This window comes from Streptomyces sp. NPDC001220, assembly GCF_053597895.1.
In genome coordinates this window covers 288,319-309,284 of sequence record NZ_JBSFJE010000002.1, presented here as the reverse complement: position 1 = coordinate 309,284, position 20,966 = coordinate 288,319, and the positions used below count along the sequence as shown (strand labels likewise).

Genomic DNA, 20,966 nt, shown 5'->3' with positions numbered 1-20,966 from the left:
CCGCATCCCCCTTGTCGCTCACGCTCCGGGCCCCCTCCGGTCCTCGGGACCGCTCTGCTGCGGCACCCGCGGCGCGCCCAGCGCCTCGGCCGCCGCCTGCTGATAGCGCAGCACCGCCTGCTCCGCGACCCGCAGGTCGCAGGGCGCGCTCCACAGCATCCGCCGGGCCGCGTCGTACCGCTCGATCAGGAACGGGTCCTCCGCCAGGCCGTGGCGGGCCACCTTCGCCTTGTAGGCGTCCAGCCGGCCGCGCAGCTCCGCGCGTACCGCCAGCGGCGCGGTGACCGCCGTCAACGACTCACGGGCGCGCAGCAGTTCGTCCTCCGCCTTCTGCTCCAGGGACTCCAGGAGCGGTGACAGCCGGTGCCACTGGGCCATTCTGCGGTACTCGGCGGCCGTCGCCAGCTGCTCCTGCAGCGCGGTCGGCGGGCCGCTGACCACCGGCACCTCGGTCGCCGCGATCTTCGCCAGCACCTCACCGCGCGCGGTGCGCGCCTCGGCGAGGGTACGGTCCGCCCGGGAGAGCACGTCCCGCAGCTTGATCAGCCGGGCCTCCGCGTCCTGCCGGACCGTCAGCACGGCGTCGATCTCCCGCCGGACATCCTCCAGCGCCCGCGCCTCCCGGTCGTACACCGTGGTGTCCGGCCGGCCGCCGCCCGGCGCCGAACTCCCCTGCGCCGGCACCCAGAAGCCCAGCGGGTCCGACACGACGTCCTCGCGCAGCTTCGACAGTATGCGGGTGATCCGCTCCAGGTCGTCGCCCGCCGGGTGCTCGCCCGGGCGCACCCCGACGGAGTGCGCCAGCTTGCGGGTGCGCTGCAGCTCGGCGGCGAGTAAATCGATCCGCGCGGGCAGCGCCGACCACACCGCGTCGGCGGTGACGACCATGTCCAGCGAGGTCGCGTACAGCTCGTTCATCCGGTCGACCAGGGTCACCAGCGAGAAGCGCTCGCTGAGCCGGCCGGCCGCGGACAGCAGCGTCGGCGCGTTCGCCGTCGCGGTGGCGCTGCCCGCCACCGTCACCGACTCGCCGCGCAGCAGCTCGGTCAGCTCCACCAGGTCCTCACGGCTGGACCAGCGGCGCCGGGCCCGGATCTCCCGGGCCGAGCGCAGCGTGTCCGTGTAGGCGTCGAAGTACGCCCACAGCAGGGTGATCGAGGCGTCGGCGGACGTCCACCGCTCCCGGGTCGTCCCGGTGAGCTCGGCGCCCTCCAGGAGCCTGCGGCCCGCGTGGTCCTGCAGGGCGAGCAGCGAGGTCTCGATCGCCTCGTGCTCCGCGCCGAGCCGCGCCAGCGCACGGTCCACCTCGTCCCGGTCCATCACCGGCCCGGCGGGGTCCGTGACGCCCATCGATCACCTCTCGCTTGCTTGTCGGGACCGGCCCTGCGGATGCGGGTCAGCTCGTGCGCAGGTACTGCGGCGCCGACGGTTTCGACGCCGCCGAGTCCGCTCCCAGTGTCGCCGACAGCCACTTGTCGTACGACGCCTGCCAGCCGTCGGCCCGGTAGCCGACCAGGATCTGATTGACCCGGCGTACCAGATCGGTCGCACCCTGTTTCATCGCCACGCCGTAGTACTCGGTCGTGAAGGCGGCGCCCTTCAGCTCGACCGTCGGGTCCTGCGCGGCCTGGCTGGCGGCCAGCGCGCCGTCGGTGACCACCGCGTCCACCTCACCGAGCTGCAGCCGTACCAGGCAGTCGAGTTGGTTGGGCACGGTGGTGGAGATGTCGGCCGAGGCGGCCAGCTTCCCTGCCTTCCGGTCCGCGTCCAGCTTGGCGTACGCCGTCGAACCGGCCGCCGTGCAGATCCTCTTGTGCGCCAACGTGCCGTTGTAGCCGGTGATCGGCGACGACTTGGGCGCCAGCACCTGCTGGCCGGTCTTGAAGTACGGCGCGGAGAACGCCACGTCCTTCAGCCGGTCGCAGTTGATGGTCATGGTGCGGACGACCATGTCGACCCGGCCGTCCTGGATCGCCGGTATCCGCTGGCTGGTCGGAATCGCCTTGAACTGCACGGCGTCGGGGTCGCCGAGGATGTCCTGGGCGATCCGGTGCACCAGGTCGATGTCGAAACCCTCCAGCTCCGCACCCGCGTTGTTCGGGTTGCGGTAGCCCCAGCGGTAGCTGTTCTGGTCGATGCCGACGATCAGCTTCCGCTTGGCGCCGGTACGGGCCTTGATGGCGTCGATCGTCGAGCCGTCCGCGCTCGACGGCGACCATGTCTCGTTCTGGGCCTGGGAGTCGACACAGCTGTCGGCCCTCGCCGGGCCCGCCGTGGCCAGCCCCGGACCGCCGAGCCCCTCGTCCGTGTCGCTCCCCCCGGCGGACTGGGTGAGGGGCAGCAGCAGGACGAACGCCAGCGCCAGAGCGCAGCCGACCGCCATCGCGCCCACTCCGCCCCAGCCCCGCAGGGAGGCCCGCATCCTCTGCGCGAACACCGCCACGCCCCCTCTCACCGGTACTCCGAAAGCCTGCGCCCGATACCGAACAGCGCGCCCGACGCCGCCGCGACGCCCAGCATGGCGGCACCGATCGGCAGCCCGGACATCGCGTCCCGCCCGTCGGTGGCCTGCTCCTGGAACTCGGTCTCCTCGTGGGCGAGAGCGTTCTTCAGGTTCGCGTCGACGCTGTCGAAGCACTCGGCGGTGGCGCCCTTGGCGCCTATCACCTTGTCCAGCGCCGCCTGGTAGTCGCCGTTCTCGTCCTCGGTGCGGGCGTCGGCGTGCCGCTCCTTCCACACCTTCATGTTCCCCTCGGCAGCCTGCACGGGCTTGCTGCCCGCCGAGTCGTCCGCGAGCGCCGCGGCCTGGGTGAGTCCCTTGCCTAGGGCGGCCATGTCCTGGTCGAAGTCGTAGTAGTACGCGTCGTAGGTCTCACCGTCGACCGTGACCGTCTCCGCGCCCCGCGCGACCAGGCTGAGGTTCTCGTTCCCCCGGGCCTTCAGGGACGCGATCCGGGCGTCGTGCAGCACGTTCAGCGAGCGGACGCCGTGGTCGTAGGAGCCGTCCAGGCCGGCGCGGGCGAAGGAGTGGCCGACGACCAGCCACAGCAGCGTGACGACGGTGGCCGCGGAGGCCGCGACCAGGCCGTGGTTGAGCACGCGGTTGGTACGGCGGTAGTGGCGCAACTGGGCCCAGGCGAGTCCGGCGAGGGCGAGCAGGCCGAGGACGATCGCCGCCCACGGGTACGGGGTCGCGTCCGCGTAGTCGGACGACAGCCGCGCGTTCTCCTTGGTGTAGAGATCCTCCGCCGCCGGGAGCATCTCCTTCTGCATCTTCTCGTTCGCGTACCGCAGGTAGGCGCCGCCGACCGGGTAGCCCTGCCGGTTGTAGACGCTGGCCCGCTCGACGAGCCCCTTGTACTCCGGGAGCAGCTTGTTCAGCTTCGCCACGGCCGCCTCGGAGGGGGAGCCGGGCTCGGAGTTGGCGGCGGCGGTGACGAGCCTGGCGGCGGCCGTCCGGATGTCCGTCTCGTACCGCGCGCGGGAGGCCGCGGTCTCCTGACCGCCCGCCAGGAAGCCGCTGGCGGCCGCGGTGTTGGCGTCCGCCAGCGAACGGTAGATGTCGGCCGCGCCCGAGCTGAGCGGCTGGCTGCGGTGCAGCACGTCGTCGGCGGCGGCCGCGCGATCGGTCATCTGCCAGGCGGTGACGGCACCGAAGGCGACGATCAGCACGGCCAGGACGGCGCCGATGAGCCGGAGCCGGCCGGGCTCGGTGGTGACGGCGGCGCGCACCTGCTCGACGCCCTCCGCGAAGGCGCTGCGGCGCGGGGGCGTTGTCTCGGGCGTGGGGGAGCCGGTCCGCTGTGCGGGCAGGACGGTGCCTGCGCCTGGCGGTGCCGCGCTCTTCGTCGGCGGGTGTGTCACTTGACCTCCCCCATGGTCATCCGGTCGCCGCCCAGTATCGCCGCCCGGACTGACATTCGGCACCGGCCGTCACTCGATCTTGATCCGATCGCAGCGGAACCCCTGCCCATGAATACGCCGGGGGAATCGGTTCGGTTCCGGAGGGGTGAATCGGTGGTGTCCGGGGCGCGGGCGGGTGGGGGCCGAGCGCGCAGTTCCTCCCCCGGCCTTCGGCCGGGGGTACCCCCGGCGCCCTTTACGGGGCGCTGCCCCGGGTCACCCCTCGAAGTACGCCCGCACCCGGTCCTGCACAGCCACCTCCGCCCCCACCGTGTCCAGCCCCAGCAGCGCCGCCCCCAGTACCGGCCGCGCCGTCACCACTGTCGGTACCGCCTTGGGCGCACGCGCCGCCAGCAGTTCCCGTACGCCGTCGTCCAGTAGCGGGTGACCGCCCGTCAGGACGCCGCCCCCCAGCAGCACCGGCGTCTCCTCGTCCAGCAGGTCGAGGCGGGTCAGGGCGACCGTGGCCATCGTCGCGACCTCCTGGGCCAGCCGGTCCACCACCGAGCGGGCGATCGGGTCACCGTCGGCCGCGGTCGTGAACAGCACCGGTGTCAGCTCGTGCCGGCGGCCGTACTCGACGTGCTCCAGGTGCAGCGCCTCGATCAGCGCGTACATGGACGTCAGCCCGAAGTGCGCCGGGAGGGTGCGGACCAGGGCGGTCGGCCCGCCGCGCCCGTCCTCCGCCCGCGCCGCGTGCCACAGGGCCTCCTCGGCCAGTCCCCAACCGCCGCCCCAGTCACCGGAGATACGCCCTATCGCGGGGAACCGGGCGGTGCGGCCGTCCGGGCGCATGCCGACGCAGTTGATGCCCGCCCCGCACACCACGGCGACACCCCGGGGCTCGGCCACGCCCGCCCGCAGGATCGCGAAGGTGTCGTTGCGGACGGTCACCGAACCGCCCCAGTCGCGGGCGGCCAGCGCGGCGGCCAACTGCTCCTCCTCCACCGGCAGGTCGGCGTTGGCGAGACAGGCGGAGACATGGGCGACGGAGGTGACGCCGGCGGCGGTGTACGCCTCGGCGACCGCCGCCGCCACCTCGTCCACGGCCTGCTCCACGCCCACCACCGGCGGCCGGAAGCCGCCGCCGCGGGCCGTGGCGAGGACCTCGCCGTCCGCCGCCACCACCGCGACGTCGGTCTTGCTGTTGCCCGCGTCGATGGCGAGGACACTTGCGGTCAGGCCCACGCGAGGTGCTCCCGGTTGTGCGCGATCAGTCGGTCGGTCAGGGCCTCGGCGTACTCGTACTGGCCGACGAGGGGGTGCGAGAGAAGGGCCTTGTAGACGCGGTCGCGGCCGCCGCGCAGCGCCGCCTCCAGGGCCAGTTCCTCGTACGCCGTCACGTTCGCCACCAGGCCGGCGAAGAGCGGGTCGACGTCCGGGACGGACAGCGGCACGGGTCCGCCCCTGCCGACCGCCGCCTGCACCTCGATCACCGCGTCGTCGGGGAGGAACGGGAGCGTGCCGCCGTTGTAGGTGTTCACCACCTGGTAGGGGTTGCCCCCGCCGCCGAGCAGCGCCGCCGCCAGGTCCACGGCCGCCTCCGAGTAGTACGCGCCGCCCCGCTTGGCGAGCAGCCCGGGCTTCTCGTCGAGCGCCGGGTCGCCGTACATCTCCAGCAACTGTTTCTCCATCGCGGCCACTTCGGCGGCCCGGGACGGCTTGGTGCGCAGCTCCCGCACGACCTCGTCGTGCGCGTAGTAGTAGCGCAGGTAGTAGGAGGGGATCACGCCCCCCAGACGGTCGAGGAGGGCCGTCGGCAGCTTCAGGTCGGCGGCGATGGTGTCGCCGTGTTCCCCGAGCAGCTTGGGCAGCACGTTCTCGCCCTCGGGGCCGCCGAGGCGGACCGCCGTCTCCCAGGTGAGGTGGTTGAGGCCGAGGTGGTCCAGGTGGACCTCGGACGGTGTGACGCCGAGCAGGTTCGCGAACTTCCGCTGGAAGCCGATCGCCACGTTGCACAGTCCGACCGCCCGGTGCCCGGCCTGCAGCAGGGCGCGGGTGACGATCCCCACCGGGTTGGTGAAGTCGATGATCCAGGCGTCCGGGTTGGCCCGGCGGACGCGCTCGGCGATGTCCAGGACGACGGGGACGGTCCGCAGGGCCTTGGCGAGCCCGCCGGCGCCGGTCGTCTCCTGGCCGATGCAGCCGCACTCCAGGGGCCAGGTCTCGTCCTGCTGGCGGGCCGCCTGGCCGCCGACGCGCAGCTGGAGCAGCACCGCGTCGGCGCCCTCGACCCCGGCGTCCAGGTCGGAGGTGGTGACGATACGGCCGCTGTGGCCCTGCTTGGCGAAGATCCGGCGGGCCAGTCCGCCCACCAGTTCCAGGCGTTCGGCGGCCGGGTCCACCAGGACCAGTTCCTCGATGGGCAGGGTGTCCCTGAGCCGCGCGAAGCCGTCGATGAGTTCGGGGGTGTAGGTCGAGCCTCCGCCGACCACGGTGAGTTTCATACGTGGTTAACCCTTCACTCCGGTGAGCGTGACGCCCTCGACGAACGCCTTCTGGGCGAAGAAGAACACGAGGATCACGGGGGCCATGACCAGTACGGTCGCGGCCATGGTGAGATTCCAGTCGGTGTGGTGCATGCCCTTGAACGACTCCAGGCCGTAGGACAGCGTCCAGGCGCCCGGGTTCTCCGAGGCGTAGATCTGGGGTCCGAAGTAGTCGTTCCAGGCGTAGAAGAACTGGAAGAGCGCGACGGCGGCGATACCCGGTTTCGCCATCGGGATCACCACTCGCAGCAGGGTCCGCAGGTCCCCGCAGCCGTCCACCTTCGCCGCGTCCAGGTACTCGTTCGGGATCGTCGTCAGGAACTGGCGCAGCAGGAAGATGGAGAACGCGTCGCCGAACGCCATCGGCACGATCAGCGGCCACAGGGTGCCGGAGAGGCCGAGCTGCTTCGCCCAGAACAGGTACATCGGGATGATGACCACCTGCGGTGGCAGCATCATCATCGAGATCACCAGCATGAGTGAGAGGTTGCGGCCCCGGAAGCGGAACTTCGCGAGCGCGTACGCCACCGGCAGCGAGGAGACGACCGTCAGGACGGTGCCCAGACCGGCGTAGAACAGCGTGTTCCGCCACCAGGTCAGGAAGCCGGGGGTGTCGAAGACCTTCCGGTAGTTGCCCCACTCCCAGGTGTGCGGGATCAGGTCCCGGCTGAGCGCCTGGCTGTCGCTCATCAGCGAGGTCAGGAAGACGAACACGAACGGGAGGGTGAAGAAGAGGGCGGCGGCGACGCCGAGCGAGTGGACCGCCACCCAGTTCAGCAACGCCATGCGGCGGGCGGTGCGTTCGGCCGAGGTCATCGGCTGCGGGGTCACGTCCACCGGCCGGTCCAGTACCTGGGCCATGTTCAGTCACCTGCCTGGATGAGACCGCCCCGGCGCCGCATCAGGAACGACGTGAACACCATGGACAGGACGAAGAGGACGAGGGCGACGACACACGCGGAGCCGTAGTCGAAGCGCTGGAAACCGAGGTTGTAGACGAGCTGGGGCAGGGTGAGCGTCGACTTCTCCGGATACCCGGGCTCGAACTGGGTGCCCGCGCCCTGGATGACCCCCGAGGCGACCTTCCCGGCGATGAGCGGCTGGGTGTAGTACTGCATCGTCTGGATGACACCCGTGACGACCGCGAACATCACGATCGGCGAGATGTTCGGCAGTGTCACGTACCGGAAGCGCTGCCAGGCCGACGCGCCGTCCAGCTCCGCCGCCTCGTACTGCTCCGCCGGCACGTCGAGCAGCGCGGCCATGAAGATGACCATCAGGTCGCCGATGCCCCACAGCGCCAGCAGGGTCAGCGCCGGCTTGGACCAGGTGGGGTCGTTGAACCAGCCCGGAGCCGGGATGCCGATTTTCTCCAGGAGCGAGTTGACCGGGCCGGTACCGGGGTTGAGGAGGAAGGCGAAGGCCATGGTGGCCGCGACCGGCGGGGCCAGGTAGGGCAGATAGAAGAGGGTGCGGAAGACACCCGTACCCGTCTTGATCTTCGTGATGAGCATGCCGATGCCGAGGCCGAAGACGACCCGGAGCGAGACCATCACGACCACGAGCCACAGGGTGTTGCGCATCGCGGGCCAGAAGTAGGGATAGTGCTCGAAGACGTACGTCCAGTTCTTCGTGCCGTTCCACGTCGGCGGCTTGAAACCGTCGTAGTGCATGAACGAGAAGTAGACCGTCGAGATCAGCGGATACGCGAAGAAGACCGCGAAGCCGATCAGCCAGGGCGACATGAAGGCGAGAGTGCGAAGCGTCGACCTGCGGCGCTTCGAGGCCAGTGTGATCGTGCTCATCGCTACTTCGCCTGCGCGATGTCCGTGTCGATCTGTGCGGCGGCCTGCTTCAGGCCCGCCTTCAGGTCGGTGACCTTGCCGCTCTCGTAGTCGTAGCCGAGCTGCTGGATCGTCACCAGGTACACACCGCCGTTGACGGAGGCGGGTGCCGTCGTGGAGTCCGGGTTCGCGGCGATGTCCAGGAACGTCTTGAACCGCGGGTCGTACTTCAGCTTCGGCGACTTCAGGGCGGCCAGCGTGGACGGCACGTTGTGGATGGCGTTGGAGAAGTTCACCACCGCGTCCGTGTCGGTGCTGATGTACTTCACGAACTCCCAGGCCGCGTTCTGCTTCTTGCTGGTGGCGGCGATGCCGGCGATGGTGCCGGTGATGTAGCCCTTGCCGTACTGGGCGGCCTGGTCGTCGGGGACCGGCATCGGGGCGACGCCTATGTCGAACTTCGGCTTGGCGTCCAGGGCCATGCCGAGGCGCCACTCACCGTCGAGCTGCATCGCGACCTGGCCGGTCTGGAAGGGGTGCTTGGGGCCCCACTCGTCGCCGAGCGTGGCGCGGAACGTCTCCAGCTTCTTGTAGCCGCCGAGCGTGTCGACGAGGTCCTTCTGGAGCGTGAAGGACTTCTCGAAGGCCGGGTCCTCGGCGACGTTCGACTTGCCCTTGCTGTCGAAGTACGTCGGCGAGAACTGCCCGAGGTAGTGCTCGGTCGTGGTCTCCCAGCCGTGGTAGTCCGGCATGAAACCGAGCTGCTTGAAGCTGTCGCCCTGGGTGATCGTCAGTTTCTTGGCGTCGGCCTTGAATTCGGACCAGGTCTTCGGCGGAGTGGTGATGCCGGCCTTCGCGAACGCCGTCTTGTTGTAGTAGAGCCCGTACGCGTCCCCGAGCAGCGGCACCGAGCAGCGGTTGCCGTCGAACTGGGTGTACTCGTTCATCGCCTTCGGGAACGTCGTCTGCGGGTCGACGCCCGACTTCTTGAAGAAGGGGTTGAGGTCGACCAGCGCGCCCGAGTCGCAGAACTTGCCCACGCTGTTGGTGGTGAAGGACGAGATGACGTCCGGGGCCTTGTCGCCGCCGGTGCGCAGCGCCTGGTTCATCTTGTCGTCGGTCATGTTGCCGACGACGTTGACGTGGATGTTGGGGTGCGCCTTCTCGAAGCCGGCGATCAGCGCGTTGACGGCCTTGACCTCGCTCGGCGCGCTCCAGGCGTGCCAGAAGTTGATGGTGGTGTTCGCGGAGGCGTCGTCGGTGGCGCCGGAGGAGGACTGGCCGGTACAGGCGGTGAGAAGGGCGAGCGAACTGGTCAGGGCGGTCAGGGCAAAAGCCGTCTTTCGGGCAGCGGAAGGTATGGGCATGGCAAGGTCTCCCAAGGGCGGGCGGTGAGGGAAGGGGCCGGTGCGGGGGGCTGAAAGGGGCTGGGGCGGGTCAGCGCGAGGTGTCGAAGACCTCGTCGCGGGTGGTCGCGAGCGCACTCTCCAGCGCGCCGCGCAGCACGGGGTGTTCCTGGACGTCGCCGACGACGAGCCGTGGCCTGGCCGCCGCCAGTTCCTCCAGCTCGGCCTGGACCAGGGCGCGCAGCACTTCGCCGCCGGAGGTCAGGACGGTGCCGCTGAGGACGACGAGTTCGGGGTCGAGGACGGAGACGAGGGAGGCGAGACCGGTGGCGACCCGGGTCGCGTAGGTCCGCAGGAGTTCGTGGTGCGGGCCGTCGCCGTGGTCGGCGGCGCGGGCGACGAGCGCGGCGGCCACCTCGGAGTGCGACCCGGCCGGCAGGTCCCCGATGCCGAGCGCGCCGGCCAGCCTGGGCAGCGACTGCGCGCCGGCGAGTTCCTGGTAACCGCCGCTGTTGGCCTTGATGACCTGGCGGACCAGCGGGGTGCCCGGCACCGGCAGGAAGCCGACCTCGCCGGCACCGCCGGTCCAGCCGCGGTGCAGCCGGCCGCCGAGGACCAGGGCGGCGCCGAGGCCCTCCTCGTTCCACAGCAGCACGAAGTCGCCGTGGCCGCGGGCCGCGCCGAGCCGCTGTTCCGCGATGGCGACGAGGTTGACGTCGTTCTCGTACTCGACGGGCATCGGCAGCGCGGCGGCGAGGTCGTCGAGCAGCGCGGGGGAGTGCCAGCCGGGCAGGTGCGAGGCGTAGCGCAGCCGGCCGGTGTTGGGGTCGAAGGCGCCGGGCGTGCCGATGACCAGCCGGCGGACGTCGTCCCGGGCCAGCCCGGCCGCCTTGACGGCACCGTCGAGGGCGTCGGTGACCTGCCGTACGACGGACTGGGCCGACCGCCGCCCCGGGGTGGGCAGTTCGAACTCGCCGACGGTACGGCCGGTGACGTCGGCGACGGCGGCCCGGATCCGGGCCGGGTTGACGTCGAGTCCCGCGGCGTAGGCGGCGCCCGGATTCACCGAGTACAGCTGGGCGTTGGGACCCGGCCGGCCCTCGCTGGTGCCGGTCGCCAGCACCAGCCCGGCCGCCTCCAGGCGGGCCAGCAGCTGGGAGGCGGTCGGCTTGGAGAGGCCGGTGAGCTTGCCGATCCGGGTCCGCGACAGCGGGCCGTGCTCCAGCAGCAGGTCCAGTGCGGCGCGGTCGTTCATGGCGCGGAGTACGCGCGGGGTGCCCGGCGTACCGGCGGTTCCTGCCATGCGGTTCGACACCTGCCCTTCCAGCCGCTCAGTTTCCCAGTGACCCGGGTGGTCGGTCCACCCGGGGGACGCGTCGGGTTCACGCACCGGATCGCTCGCCCGGACCGCTCACCCGTTGATCACTGTTAGGAAAGTTTCCTGTTGGCTGGAAAACGTAAGGCCGCCGGAAGGAGAGCGTCAATAGCCCGCCTGCGCGGCAACCCACTCGTTACCTGGGGCCGGACATCCGAAGGGCCCGCCCGGAAGACCGGACGGGCCCTGTGGTGAGGCGGTCGCGTGCGCTACTTGACCTTGATGAAGTCGCCCGTGGCCGTCGCCGCCGCGGTGGTCGTCGTCCCCGCGAAGACATAGCGGTAGTAGCCGCTCCTGGACGCCTTCACCGTGGTGGACAGGGCGCCGCCCGTGCCGGAGGTGATGCCCTTGACGTTCGCGTACGTCTTGGTGCCCTCGGCGCGGAACTGCAGGACGGCCTTCTGCCCCTGGTAGCCCTTGTATGCGACGGCTTCCCAGTCCGCCCGGGTCAGCTTCCCCTTGACGGTGATCGTCCTGCCCTTGGCCACCGGCTCCGGAGAGGCGTCGGCGGTCAGCCTGGCCGCGCGCTGCACCGTGGCCGTGGCGAGGTTGCCCCAGATCGCCGTGCCCGAGTTCGAGCTGAGGAAGTCGTCCGAGACGGTGCCGTCGACGTAGCTGTAGAACCCGCCGGCCTTCCAGGTGGTGGCGTCGGCGGCCGAGAACAGGCCGTCCTGCGGGTCGATGACGATCTTCTCGGAGCAGGTCGCGGTGACGGTCGTGTCCGTCGTCGCCGTCGTCGTGCAGGAAGGCGAGTCGTCGGGGCCGACGATGTTGCCCACCGACCTCAGGGTGCCGCGGTAGAGGATCACGCCGGCGAACGACGAGTCGCCGTCCACGTCCACGCCCACGGGCCGGGTCAGGGTGTACGTCACCGGCACGCTCACCGTCTTGGTGGTGCCGACCACGATCGCCTTGCCGTTGTTCACCTTGATGCCGGTGAACTTCAGGTCGGGCGTGGTCGGGGCCGCGGAGGCGGCGGGCGCCGCGAGACCGGCCAGGGCCAGGGCGCCGGACAGGGCGGCGCCTATGGCGAGCTTTCTCATGTGTCCCCACATTCGCAACGGGTCCCCGGGCGGCTTCGCGCTCCAGAACAAGGACCCGTGGTGGAGCGACCCTAGATCACCGTGTGACGCGTGGAGAATGCGGGGGACCTGTGAAGGGCCTCTGAATCCGGCCGGGGCTCCGCGGGCCGGGCGCCGAGGCCGGCCCCTGAGCCGGGGGCGGCTGCCCGGTCGCCGCGGAAGGGTGCCGTGTCGGGTGTCGGGCGCCCCGGCGGAACGACGGGGCACCCCGCACGTCGTGAGACGCCGGAATGCCCCACCTGTTCACTCGAACGAGCGTGCTGATCCGTTCCGCTACTTCCCCGCCGTCGTCGGCCGCTGGGCGGCGATCGGTGTCGTCGCCGCCACCTGCGGGGAGTCCGCGTTGGCGAACGCCGACGGTGCCGCCACGGCCGCCGTCGGGTCCGGGGCCTCGTCCTCCGAGAGCGCGACGGGGGCGCCGCCGACCATCCTGATGTCCGCCTCGTCGAAGGCCCGCTTGATCCGCCAGCGCAGCTCGCGCTCCACGGTCAGCGCCTTGCCCGGCATGGTCTTGGCGGAGAGGCGGACCACCATCGAGTCGATGAGGACGGAGTCCAGGCCGAGGATCTGGACCGGGCCCCACAGCAGCTCGTTCCAGGGCTCCTCCTTGGCCATCTTCTCGGCGACCTCGTCCAGGGTGGCCCGCACCCGGTCCAGGTCCTCGCTGGTCCGGACGGTGACGTCGACACCGGCCGTGGCCCAGCCCTGCGAGAGGTTGCCGATGCGCTTGATCTCGCCGTTGCGGACGTACCAGATCTCGCCGCTGTCACCGCGCAGCTTGGTCACCCGCAGGCCGACCTCCACCACCTCGCCGGAGGCGACCCCCGCGTCGATCGAGTCGCCGACGCCGTACTGGTCCTCCAGGATCATGAACACGCCGGACAGGAAGTCCGTGACCAGGTTGCGGGCGCCGAAACCGATCGCCACACCGGCCACACCGGCCGACGCCAGCAGCGGCGCCAGGTTGATCTGGAAGGCGGACAGCACCGTCAGCGCGGCCGTGCCCAGGATCACGAAGCTCGCCACCGACCGCAGCACCGACCCGATCGCCTGCGAGCGCTGCCGCCGCCGCTCGGCGTTGACCAGCAGTCCGCCGAGGGTGGTGCCCTCCGCCGACTCGACGGTCCGGTTCATACGGTCGATGAGCTTGGTTATCGCCCGCAGCACGACCCTTCTGAGGACCACCGCGATCACCAGGATCAGCAGCACCTTCAGACCTATCGCCAGCCAGGTCGACCAGTTCTGCTCGACCCAGCTCGCGGCGTTCGTGGCGCTCTCCTGGGCGTCCTGGAGCGTGGGCACCGCCGGAGTGGCCGACCCCGAGGGGGTCGGCGACGGCGACGCACCGGCGGCCAGTAGGACGGCGGGCAAGGACACGGCGGGTACCTCCAGGCGGTGCGGTACTGCCCTCCGGCACGGCGTTCACGGTCACGTACGGCGTTCAAGGTCACGAAAAGGTCACCGGACGGGCAGGATCACCACACTAACGGGGCATCGCGTGTGCACCCGACCAGTACGAGAAGGAGAGACCGTGCTCACTTCGCGGGCCTCCCGGTTGAACAGGCTCGCTTGAAAAGGGGGGGATCCGGGGGATGAATGCGTTGTGGTCGAAAACACTCCCAGGCCGTTACGCGGACATGGTGGCGCGTCCACCAGGCAAGAGGGGAGACTGGCCACAGATCGTCCCGGCGCGAGCCACGCGCCGCCGACGCCCAAGGAGGCCCCCGTGCCGCATGTCCTGGTCCTCAACGCGTCGTACGAGCCGCTCGGCGTCGTACCGCTCCGCCGCGCGCTCGTCCTCGTCCTGGAGAACAAGGCAGTCGCCTTGGAGGAATCCGGCGCCTATATGCACAGCGCAACCGTCACAGTCTCCGCACCCAGCGTGGTCCGGCTCAAGCGATTCGTACGGGTTCCCTACCGGGGGCCCGTTCCTCTCACCCGGAGGGCGCTCTTCGCGCGCGACGGGGGCCGGTGCATGTACTGCGGTGGCGTCGCAACCAGCGTCGACCACGTCATCCCGCGCAGTCGCGGGGGTCAACACGTCTGGGACAACGTGGTGGCGTCGTGCCGCCGCTGCAACCACGTCAAGGCCGACCGCCATCTCTTCGAGATCGGCTGGCGGCTGCGGCACAAACCAGCCCCGCCCACCGGCCTGGCCTGGCGCATCATCGGGACCGGCCACAGGGACCCGCGCTGGCTGCCGTACTTGCAACCGTACGGCGCGGATGACGCCCTGGCCCGGATCGACGGCATCTCCGCCTGACGATCCGGGCTTTCGCATACCCCGTGGCTGTCCGCCTCAGCCACGGGGCCCTTCGGCACGCGCACCGCGTACGACGTACAGCGCGCCGCCCACCGCGAACGCCCCCAGCGCCGCCGCCCAGGCGCCCGGTTGCGCGCCCGGTTGCACGGGCCACGCCCACACCGTCGCCGCGCTTCCGTGCGCCCCCACCGAGCCCAGGTACACGGCACTGACGTAACCGAAGGCCGGCAGCCAGCTCAGCCGGGCGCCGAGCAGTACCGCCGCCGCGGCCGTCACTCCCGTACAGCCCAGCGTGTTGCGTATGACGGCCGGCGGCCCGAAGGTCTCCGGATGCCCCAGCACCGCCAGCGGCAGCAGCACGGCCGCGAGCGCGGTGAGCCCGGCCAGCTGGGCCAGCCGGCATGGCCACCACGGCCGGACCGCCGTACGGTCCAGTTCGTCGCAGGGCGAGTACAGGCTGACCCCGATCACCGCGGCCGCCAGCAGCGGGGCCAGCGCGACCACCGGCACCCGGCGGTCGGGGTCCAGGAAACCGTCCAGGCGGGCCGCCGCCCAGACGGCGAAGGCCGTCGTGCCGGCGAGCGCGGCCAGGGTGGCGGGGACGGTGCGGGAGCGGGCGTAGAGCACGAGCGGCTTTCGGACGGAGGTCACAGGGCCGGCACCCCCTTCGCATCGCACGCCGCCCGGGTCGCGAAGTACGCCGAGAGCCAGGTCCGGCGTTCCGCGCCGCCCATCGCCGCCAGCCGGGCCCGGGCGGCGCGCCGCCCGGCCAGCGCGGCCCGGGCCCGCGCGTCCCCATGGGCGTCCAGGCGGTCGAAGTCCTCCTGCGCGGGCTGGGGCGAGAGGTAGTTCTCGACAGCGTCGTCGGCCGTGGAGACCGCGTCGTCCGGGCAGTCGCCGCGCAGCTGCAGCGCCCCCACCGCCTCCGACGCGAACTGCTCCGGATCGGTCAGCCGCCCCCGCACGAACGACCAGCCGAGCGGCGTCAGCGACGGCAGGGCGGCCTCGCCGGCGCGCGGCCCGCCGTACCGGTCCGACCAGCGCACCGGCAGGTTCCGGACGCCCTTCAGCTTGCCCGTGACACCCGACAGCGCCTCGGTGAGCTGCGGCAACGCACCCGCGTACCGCGCGTTCACGCACACCGCCGGGGTGACGGACGTGTCGCACACCTGCCGGCGGACGAGCGGGTCGGTGCGCCACAGGCCGTCCCCGGTCTGCGTGAGCAGCACGGCGGCGGCCGTCGCGGCGGCCAGCGGCAGCAGCGCGGTCCACCGGCGCCGGGCCGCGTACGCCAGTACGGCCGCCCCCGCCAGGCCCCCGGTCCAGACCGCCATCGCCGCCGGCTGCCACCACACCGGCACCCAGTTCTCCGTGATCGAGAACGCGGGGTTCAGATACCGCCCGGACCCCTCATGCGCCGCCGCCGTCACTCCCAGCCCGACATACCCGGCCGTCGCCAGCAGCGGAGCCGCGAGCCGCGAGGGCACCAGCCGCCCCACCGCATGACCGGCCAGCACCGCGGCCCCCGACACGAACGCGTCGGTGGGCAGCAGGGCCGGCCGCGGGCCGTCTCCCAAGGCGTACGGCCAGGTCGCGAGCAGCGCCAGACCCGCCGCACCCGCATACCCGGCGGCCACCCAGAGCGCCGTCGGCAGCGCCGACACCAGGAACCGGACCAGCGGCGGCCGTACGACCGTCCCCCACAGCTCCCGGGTACGCCGCCGCCGCTCCCGCCCGCCCTGCCAGCAGCCCGCCGCCGCGGCCGCCGGAACCGTGATCAGCACGGCGTTGTGCAGCTGTGCGGCGGTCTCCGCCCAGCCGCCCTGCCACCTGCCGGCGGACGCGGCGAGGGTCACGCCCAGCGTCAGCAGCACGGTCAGCCCGGCCCAGGGGGCGAAGCCCCGGCGCGCCTCCACGAGCAGCGGGGCCTTCACCGCCGTCACGACGCTCATCGCGATGCCTCCTGGACGGTGCGGTGGGTGCGCAGGGCCGTCGTGTAGCCGCGCTCGATCGGATGGTCGCCGGGGCCGTCGGACACCTCGCCCAGGGCGGCCAGCGCTTCGGGAGTGCCCCGGTAGGCGACCCGGCCCCTGTCCAGCAGGGTGACCTCCGTACAGGCCGTCGCCACGTCCTCCACCAGGTGGGTGGAGACGACCACGGTCGCCGAGGCGCCCAGCTCGCGCAACAACTCCCGGAACTCCACCCGCTGTTCGGGATCCAGTCCGGCGGTCGGCTCGTCGAGCAGCAGGACCTGCGGCTCGTTGACGACGGCCTGGGCGATGCCGACCCGGCGGACCATGCCCCCCGACAGCGTCCTGATCTTCGCGTCGGCCCGCCCCGCGAGCCCGACCCGGGCCACCGCCCGCTCCACGGCCGCCGGGACCTCGGCGGCCGGCATCTCCTTCAGCCAGGCCACGTACGCCACGAACTCCCGCACCGTGAACCCCGGGTAGTAGCCGAACTCCTGCGGCAGATAGCCCAGCCGGGCGCGGACCTCGCCGAGGGCGCGATGCCCGGCGGTGTCCCGGCCGAGCAGCTCCACCCGGCCCGCGGCCGGCCTGGCGACCGTCGCCAGCACTCTGATCAGGGAGGTCTTCCCGGCACCGTTCGGGCCCAGCAGCCCGTGCACACCCGTGCCGAGCGCGAGGTCGACCGAGTCCAGGGCGACGGTCCGGCGGTGCCGGACACACAGGCCGGCCACTCTGATGCTCAACGGTTCTCCAGGTGGTCGTAGGCGCCCCGGCGGACGGCCAGGAGCGCGGCGCACGCGACGGCGGCCGCGGCCCAGCCGGCCTGGGTGCCGTCGAAGCGGGCGGACAGCTGTCCCGCCAGCCGTGCGGTGAACGGGCCGCCGTGGGAGGCGACGGCCGGGACGAGGACGGCGGCCAGCCAGCCGCCGCCCGTCACCGCGGTCGCGGTACGGCAGCCGGCGTAGGACGTGAGCGCCAGGGAGCCGAGGGTCAGCGCGAGGCCCGGCAGCAGCCAGGCGGCGGCACCGGGAGCGCCCGAGGCGGGCAGCGCGGCGCCGGTGACGGTCAGCGCGGGGAGGCTCACGGCGAGGACGGCGGCGGTGCGGGTGAGCGCGAGGCGCAGGCCGCCGGAGGGGGTGGCCGCGGTGATCTCGTGCAGGGGGTCGGCGTGCGGCCCGTAGGAGAGGGCCACGCCGGCCACGGGGACGACCGGGGCGATGGTGAGGAGAAGGGTGCGGGTGGCTTCGTAGCCGGCGGCGTGGTCGAGGAGGAGGGCGCCGACGACGACGGTGAGCAGGGCGAGGAGCCAGGTGCCGCGCAGGGCGGGGCCCAGGGCCCAGAGGGCGGGCCGGAGGTGGCGCGTCAGGTGCCGGCCGGCGGGGGCCGGTCGCGCCCGCGCGGCGGAGCCGCACATGTCGGAGCCGCGCGCCCCCGAGGCGGGTGGCGCGGCTGTCAGCACCAGGTCCCGTACCTCTTCGAGGACCGGTCCCGCCGCCGTCTCCCGTACCGCCGCCGACACCCGGGTCGCGCAGTCGGGGCAGCCCTCCAGGTGCTTCTCCAGGGACCACGCGTCGGCCTCCGGCAGGGAGCCGTCGGCGTACCGCAGGGTGAGGTCCCCGGAGGCGTGCCAGGGTGTCGTCATGCCGCGCCTCCCGCCGGCGAAGGGTTCAACTGGGCCAGGGCGGCGCGGAGTTCGGCCCGTGCCCGGAGCGCGCGGGACTTGACCGTGCCCTCCGGTATGCCGAGCAGCCGCGCGGTCTCCCGGGTGGACAGGCCGTCCACGACCGTCGCCCGCAGCACCTCGCGCAGCTCGGGGGAGATCCGCTCCAGCGCGGTGCCGACATCGCCGTACTCCAGGCCGGCGAGCACCCGGTCCTCCGCGGAGGGCGTGACGGCGGGGTCGGGCAGGGGCTCCACCCGTGCGGCCCGCTCCTGCACCCGACGGGCGTCCACCAGCCGGCGGGCGGCGATCGTCCACAGCCAGCCGCCGGCCTCCTGCCCGCGATGCCCGGCCGCCGACCGCCACACCGTGACGAAGGTGTCCTGGAGCACCTCCCGCACCACCTCGGGGTCGGCGCAGCGCCGGGTCAGGCGGGCGTACAGCCAGCCCGCGTGCCGGTCGTACAGCACGGCCAGCGCCGAGCCGTCGCCGGCCGCCACGGCCCGCAGCAGCGCCCCGTCCCCGCCGGCCGTCTCGTCGTTCTCCCGATGGCCCCCCATGGGGCGGAACAGTCTCACAGCCTCTCTATCGATCACCCGGACGCGGTCGGTTCACCCGGTACGGGGACGGCCGCGGGGAGTGCGCTCGCCACGACGGGGTAGGCCTGCCAGGACGCGGCTTCCGCCGCCGTACCCGACGTCAGACAAGGAGGCCACCGTGGCCGCAACGGTTCACCATCCGATCCCGGCCCAGTTCAAACCCCCGGTGCCGACCGAGGAGATGTCCCGGCTGTGCGTGTTCAGCGCCGAGACCGTCTGCGCGCAGGCGCCGCTGACCAGCGAACCGCCGCTGCCCGACGCCGAGCCCCTGACCAGTGAACCCCCGCTCGCCGACCTGGCCCCGCTGACCAGTGAGCCGGGGTTGTAGATGAGCGAAGGCCTGGACCGGGGGCTGTGCCGGCTCGCCGAGCTGCACGGCGTCGCCACCTCCTACAGCCCCTCCCCGGACCGTACGGTCGCGACCTCGGCCGGTGCCGTGACCGCCGCGCTGGCCGCCCTGGGCGTCGACGCGAGCGGCCCGGAAGCCGTCCGCGCCGCCCTCGCCGAACGGGAGCGGGACCTCGCCGAACGACTGCTGCCGCCGACGGTCGTGCACTGGGCCGGCTCCGGCGACCCCGCCCTCGGCCTGCCCGCCGGCACCCGGCTGGAGGTGCGGACGGAGCACGGGCAGACCCTGGACGACGTACGGGACCTGCCGACCGGCGTGCACCTGCTGACCGCCGCGGCGCCCGACGGCCGTACCGCCCGCGCCCACCTGATCGTCGCCCCCGACCGGCTGCCCACCCCCGCCGGCCGCTCGTACGGACTTCTCGTCCAGCTGTACTCGCTCCTTTCCCACCGCTCCTGGGGCATGGGCGACCTCGGTGACCTCGCCGAACTGGCCGACTGGGCCGGGCGCACCGCGGGCGCCGGATTCGTCCAGGTCAACCCGCTGCACGCGGCCGTGCCCGGACCCCCGACCGACCCCTCCCCGTACCGCCCCTCCTCCCGCCGCTTCCCCGACCCGGTGCATCTGCGGCTGGAGTCCGTCCCCGAGTACGTCCCGGACCCCGCGCTCGCCGAACGCGCCGGACGGCTGCGCGCCACCGTCCTCGACCAGGACGCCCACATCGACCGGGACGCGGTCTGGGAGCTGAAGCGGGAGGCACTGGAGACGCTGGCCGCCGTACCGCTCAGCGCCGCCCGGCAGGCCGCCTACGACGCCTTCCGCACCGAACAGGGGCAGGCCCTGGAGGACCACGCCACCTGGTACGCGCTCGCCGAGCACCACGGTTCCGACTGGCACCGGTGGCCCGAGGCCCTGCGCGACCCCCGCTCGGCGGAGACCGCCCGCGCCCGCGCCGCGCTGAGCGACCGGGTCGCCTTCCACTCCCGGCTCGCCTGGCTCACCGACACCCAGCTCACCGCCGCCCAGCGCACCGCCCGCGAGGCCGGGATGCCGGTCGGGATCGTCCACGACCTCGCCGTCGGTGTGCACCCCGCGGGCGCGGACGCCTGGGCGCAGCGCGCGTTCTTCGCCGCCGGGATGTCCGTCGGCGCCCCGCCCGACGCCTTCAACGCCCGCGGCCAGGACTGGGGCCTGCCGCCCTGGCGCCCCGACCGCCTCGCCGCCTCCGGCCACGCCCCCTACCGCCAGCTGCTGCGCGCCCTCTTCCGCTACGCCGGCGCCCTGCGCATCGACCACGTGATGGGCCTGTTCCGGCTGTGGTGGGTGCCGGAGGGCCGGCCGCCCACGGAGGGCACCTACGTCCGCTACGACGCCGAGGCGATGCTGGCCCTGCTGGCCCTGGAGGCGACCCGGGCGGGCGCGGTGGTGATCGGGGAGGACCTGGGGACCGTGGAGCCGGGGGTCCGCGAGACGCTGCAGCGGCACGGGGTGCTCGGCACGTCGGTGCTCTGGTTCGAACGGGACTGGGACGGCGACGGCCGCCCGCTCCCCCCGGAGAGCTGGCGCGCCGACTGCCTCGCCACCGCCACCACCCACGACCTGCCGCCCACCGCGGCCCGTCTCACCGGCGAACACGTCGAGCTCCGCGACCGGCTGGGCCTGCTGACCCGCCCGCTGTCCGAGGAGCGGGCGGACGCGGCGGCCGACACGGCGGAGTGGCTGGCCCTGCTGACCCGGCTGGGCCTGCTGGCCGCGTCCGACGCCGGTGACGAGGAGGCCGAGATCCGGGCCGTGCACCGTTTCCTGCTCCGCACCCCGGCCCGCATGGTCGGCGTCTGGCTCCCCGACACGGTCGGCGACCGCCGTCCCCAGAACCTCCCCGGCACCTGGGACCAGTACCCGAACTGGCGCCTCCCGATCGCCGACGCGACGGGCCGCCCGGTGACCCTGGAGGAGCTGATGACGTCGGCGAGGGTGCGGGCGCTCCTGGAGGTACTGCGGCCGGACAACCCGCCCGACCCGGAGGACGACGGCCGCTCGGTATCCCTTTCCAGCCCGTCCGGGGCGTGAGACTCCAGCCCGTCCGGGGCGTGAGACTCCAGCCCGTCCGGGGCGTGGGACGCCAGCCCGTCCGGGGTGTGGGACT

General features: G+C 72.6%; 19 protein-coding genes. 3 read left to right on the top strand and 16 right to left on the bottom strand.

Annotation, left to right across the window (positions count from 1 at the left end; translation table 11 throughout):
- Positions 1–18: 18 nt before the first annotated feature.
- The 11 genes from ACWDGI_RS05935 to ACWDGI_RS05885 form a co-directional block, all read right to left on the bottom strand.
- Positions 19–1,350, bottom strand: coding sequence for a hypothetical protein (locus tag ACWDGI_RS05935; protein ID WP_450755763.1), 1,332 nt, complete (start codon positions 1,348–1,350; stop codon positions 19–21).
- Between the two features lie 46 nt (positions 1,351–1,396).
- The gene (locus tag ACWDGI_RS05930) at positions 1,397–2,422 is read right to left on the bottom strand and encodes a glutamate ABC transporter substrate-binding protein (RefSeq protein WP_450756495.1); all 1,026 of its coding nucleotides are present in this window, start codon (positions 2,420–2,422) and stop codon (positions 1,397–1,399) included.
- A gap of 29 nt (positions 2,423–2,451) precedes the next feature.
- On the bottom strand, positions 2,452–3,864 hold the full coding sequence (locus ACWDGI_RS05925; RefSeq protein WP_450755761.1) for a hypothetical protein: 1,413 nt from the start codon (positions 3,862–3,864) through the stop codon (positions 2,452–2,454).
- 255 nt (positions 3,865–4,119) lie between these two features.
- On the bottom strand, positions 4,120–5,091 hold the full coding sequence (locus ACWDGI_RS05920; RefSeq protein ID WP_450755759.1) for an N-acetylglucosamine kinase: 972 nt from the start codon (positions 5,089–5,091) through the stop codon (positions 4,120–4,122).
- Positions 5,082–6,350, bottom strand: coding sequence for a 6-phospho-beta-glucosidase (locus tag ACWDGI_RS05915; RefSeq protein ID WP_450755757.1), 1,269 nt, complete (start codon positions 6,348–6,350; stop codon positions 5,082–5,084). The genes ACWDGI_RS05920 and ACWDGI_RS05915 overlap by 10 nt, the downstream gene beginning before the upstream one ends.
- Before the next feature lie 6 nt (positions 6,351–6,356).
- A complete protein-coding gene (locus ACWDGI_RS05910) occupies positions 6,357–7,253 on the bottom strand; it encodes a carbohydrate ABC transporter permease (protein ID WP_450755755.1) in 897 nt (298 codons plus the stop codon).
- A gap of 2 nt (positions 7,254–7,255) precedes the next feature.
- On the bottom strand, positions 7,256–8,197 hold the full coding sequence (locus ACWDGI_RS05905; RefSeq protein WP_450755753.1) for a carbohydrate ABC transporter permease: 942 nt from the start codon (positions 8,195–8,197) through the stop codon (positions 7,256–7,258).
- Positions 8,198–8,199: 2 nt separating this feature from the next.
- A complete protein-coding gene (locus ACWDGI_RS05900; RefSeq protein WP_450755751.1) occupies positions 8,200–9,543 on the bottom strand; it encodes an ABC transporter substrate-binding protein in 1,344 nt (447 codons plus the stop codon).
- Between the two features lie 70 nt (positions 9,544–9,613).
- Entirely contained in the window at positions 9,614–10,825 is a 1,212-nt protein-coding gene (locus ACWDGI_RS05895; RefSeq protein ID WP_450755749.1) for an ROK family transcriptional regulator, read from the bottom strand.
- 281 nt (positions 10,826–11,106) lie between these two features.
- A complete protein-coding gene (locus ACWDGI_RS05890; protein WP_450755747.1) occupies positions 11,107–11,940 on the bottom strand; it encodes a hypothetical protein in 834 nt (277 codons plus the stop codon).
- A gap of 312 nt (positions 11,941–12,252) precedes the next feature.
- The gene (locus ACWDGI_RS05885; RefSeq protein ID WP_450755745.1) at positions 12,253–13,356 is read right to left on the bottom strand and encodes a mechanosensitive ion channel family protein; all 1,104 of its coding nucleotides are present in this window, start codon (positions 13,354–13,356) and stop codon (positions 12,253–12,255) included.
- Between the two features lie 349 nt (positions 13,357–13,705).
- Between ACWDGI_RS05885 and ACWDGI_RS05880 the strand changes: the two genes are divergently transcribed.
- Positions 13,706–14,242, top strand: coding sequence for an HNH endonuclease (locus tag ACWDGI_RS05880; protein WP_089107458.1), 537 nt, complete (start codon positions 13,706–13,708; stop codon positions 14,240–14,242).
- 36 nt (positions 14,243–14,278) lie between these two features.
- Here the strand turns inward: ACWDGI_RS05880 and ACWDGI_RS05875 are convergent, their stop codons facing one another.
- Genes ACWDGI_RS05875 through ACWDGI_RS05855 form a run of 5 tightly spaced genes read right to left on the bottom strand, consistent with a single transcriptional unit; the run spans position 14,279 to position 18,432 of the window.
- Positions 14,279–14,893 (bottom strand): hypothetical protein, encoded by a 615-nt coding sequence (locus ACWDGI_RS05875; protein ID WP_450755743.1) that lies wholly within the window; start codon positions 14,891–14,893, stop codon positions 14,279–14,281.
- Entirely contained in the window at positions 14,890–16,194 is a 1,305-nt protein-coding gene (locus tag ACWDGI_RS05870; protein WP_450755741.1) for a hypothetical protein, read from the bottom strand. Before ACWDGI_RS05870 ends, ACWDGI_RS05875 begins: the two co-directional genes overlap by 4 nt.
- Entirely contained in the window at positions 16,191–16,943 is a 753-nt protein-coding gene (locus ACWDGI_RS05865) for an ABC transporter ATP-binding protein (RefSeq protein WP_450756493.1), read from the bottom strand. The genes ACWDGI_RS05870 and ACWDGI_RS05865 overlap by 4 nt, the downstream gene beginning before the upstream one ends.
- Before the next feature lie 8 nt (positions 16,944–16,951).
- Positions 16,952–17,854 carry a zf-HC2 domain-containing protein gene (locus ACWDGI_RS05860; protein WP_450755739.1) on the bottom strand — a complete coding sequence of 301 codons (903 nt, stop codon included), beginning with the start codon at positions 17,852–17,854 and terminating at the stop codon, positions 16,952–16,954.
- Complete coding sequence (locus ACWDGI_RS05855; protein WP_450755737.1) at positions 17,851–18,432, bottom strand: RNA polymerase sigma factor; 582 nt, start codon at positions 18,430–18,432, stop codon at positions 17,851–17,853. The genes ACWDGI_RS05860 and ACWDGI_RS05855 overlap by 4 nt, the downstream gene beginning before the upstream one ends.
- A gap of 157 nt (positions 18,433–18,589) precedes the next feature.
- Between ACWDGI_RS05855 and ACWDGI_RS05850 the strand changes: the two genes are divergently transcribed.
- Positions 18,590–18,799, top strand: coding sequence for a hypothetical protein (locus ACWDGI_RS05850; RefSeq protein ID WP_450755735.1), 210 nt, complete (start codon positions 18,590–18,592; stop codon positions 18,797–18,799).
- Positions 18,800–20,890: a 4-alpha-glucanotransferase gene (gene malQ / locus ACWDGI_RS05845; protein ID WP_450755733.1), complete on the top strand. Its 2,091-nt coding sequence runs from the start codon at positions 18,800–18,802 to the stop codon at positions 20,888–20,890. It begins immediately after the preceding gene.
- Positions 20,891–20,966: the final 76 nt, after the last annotated feature.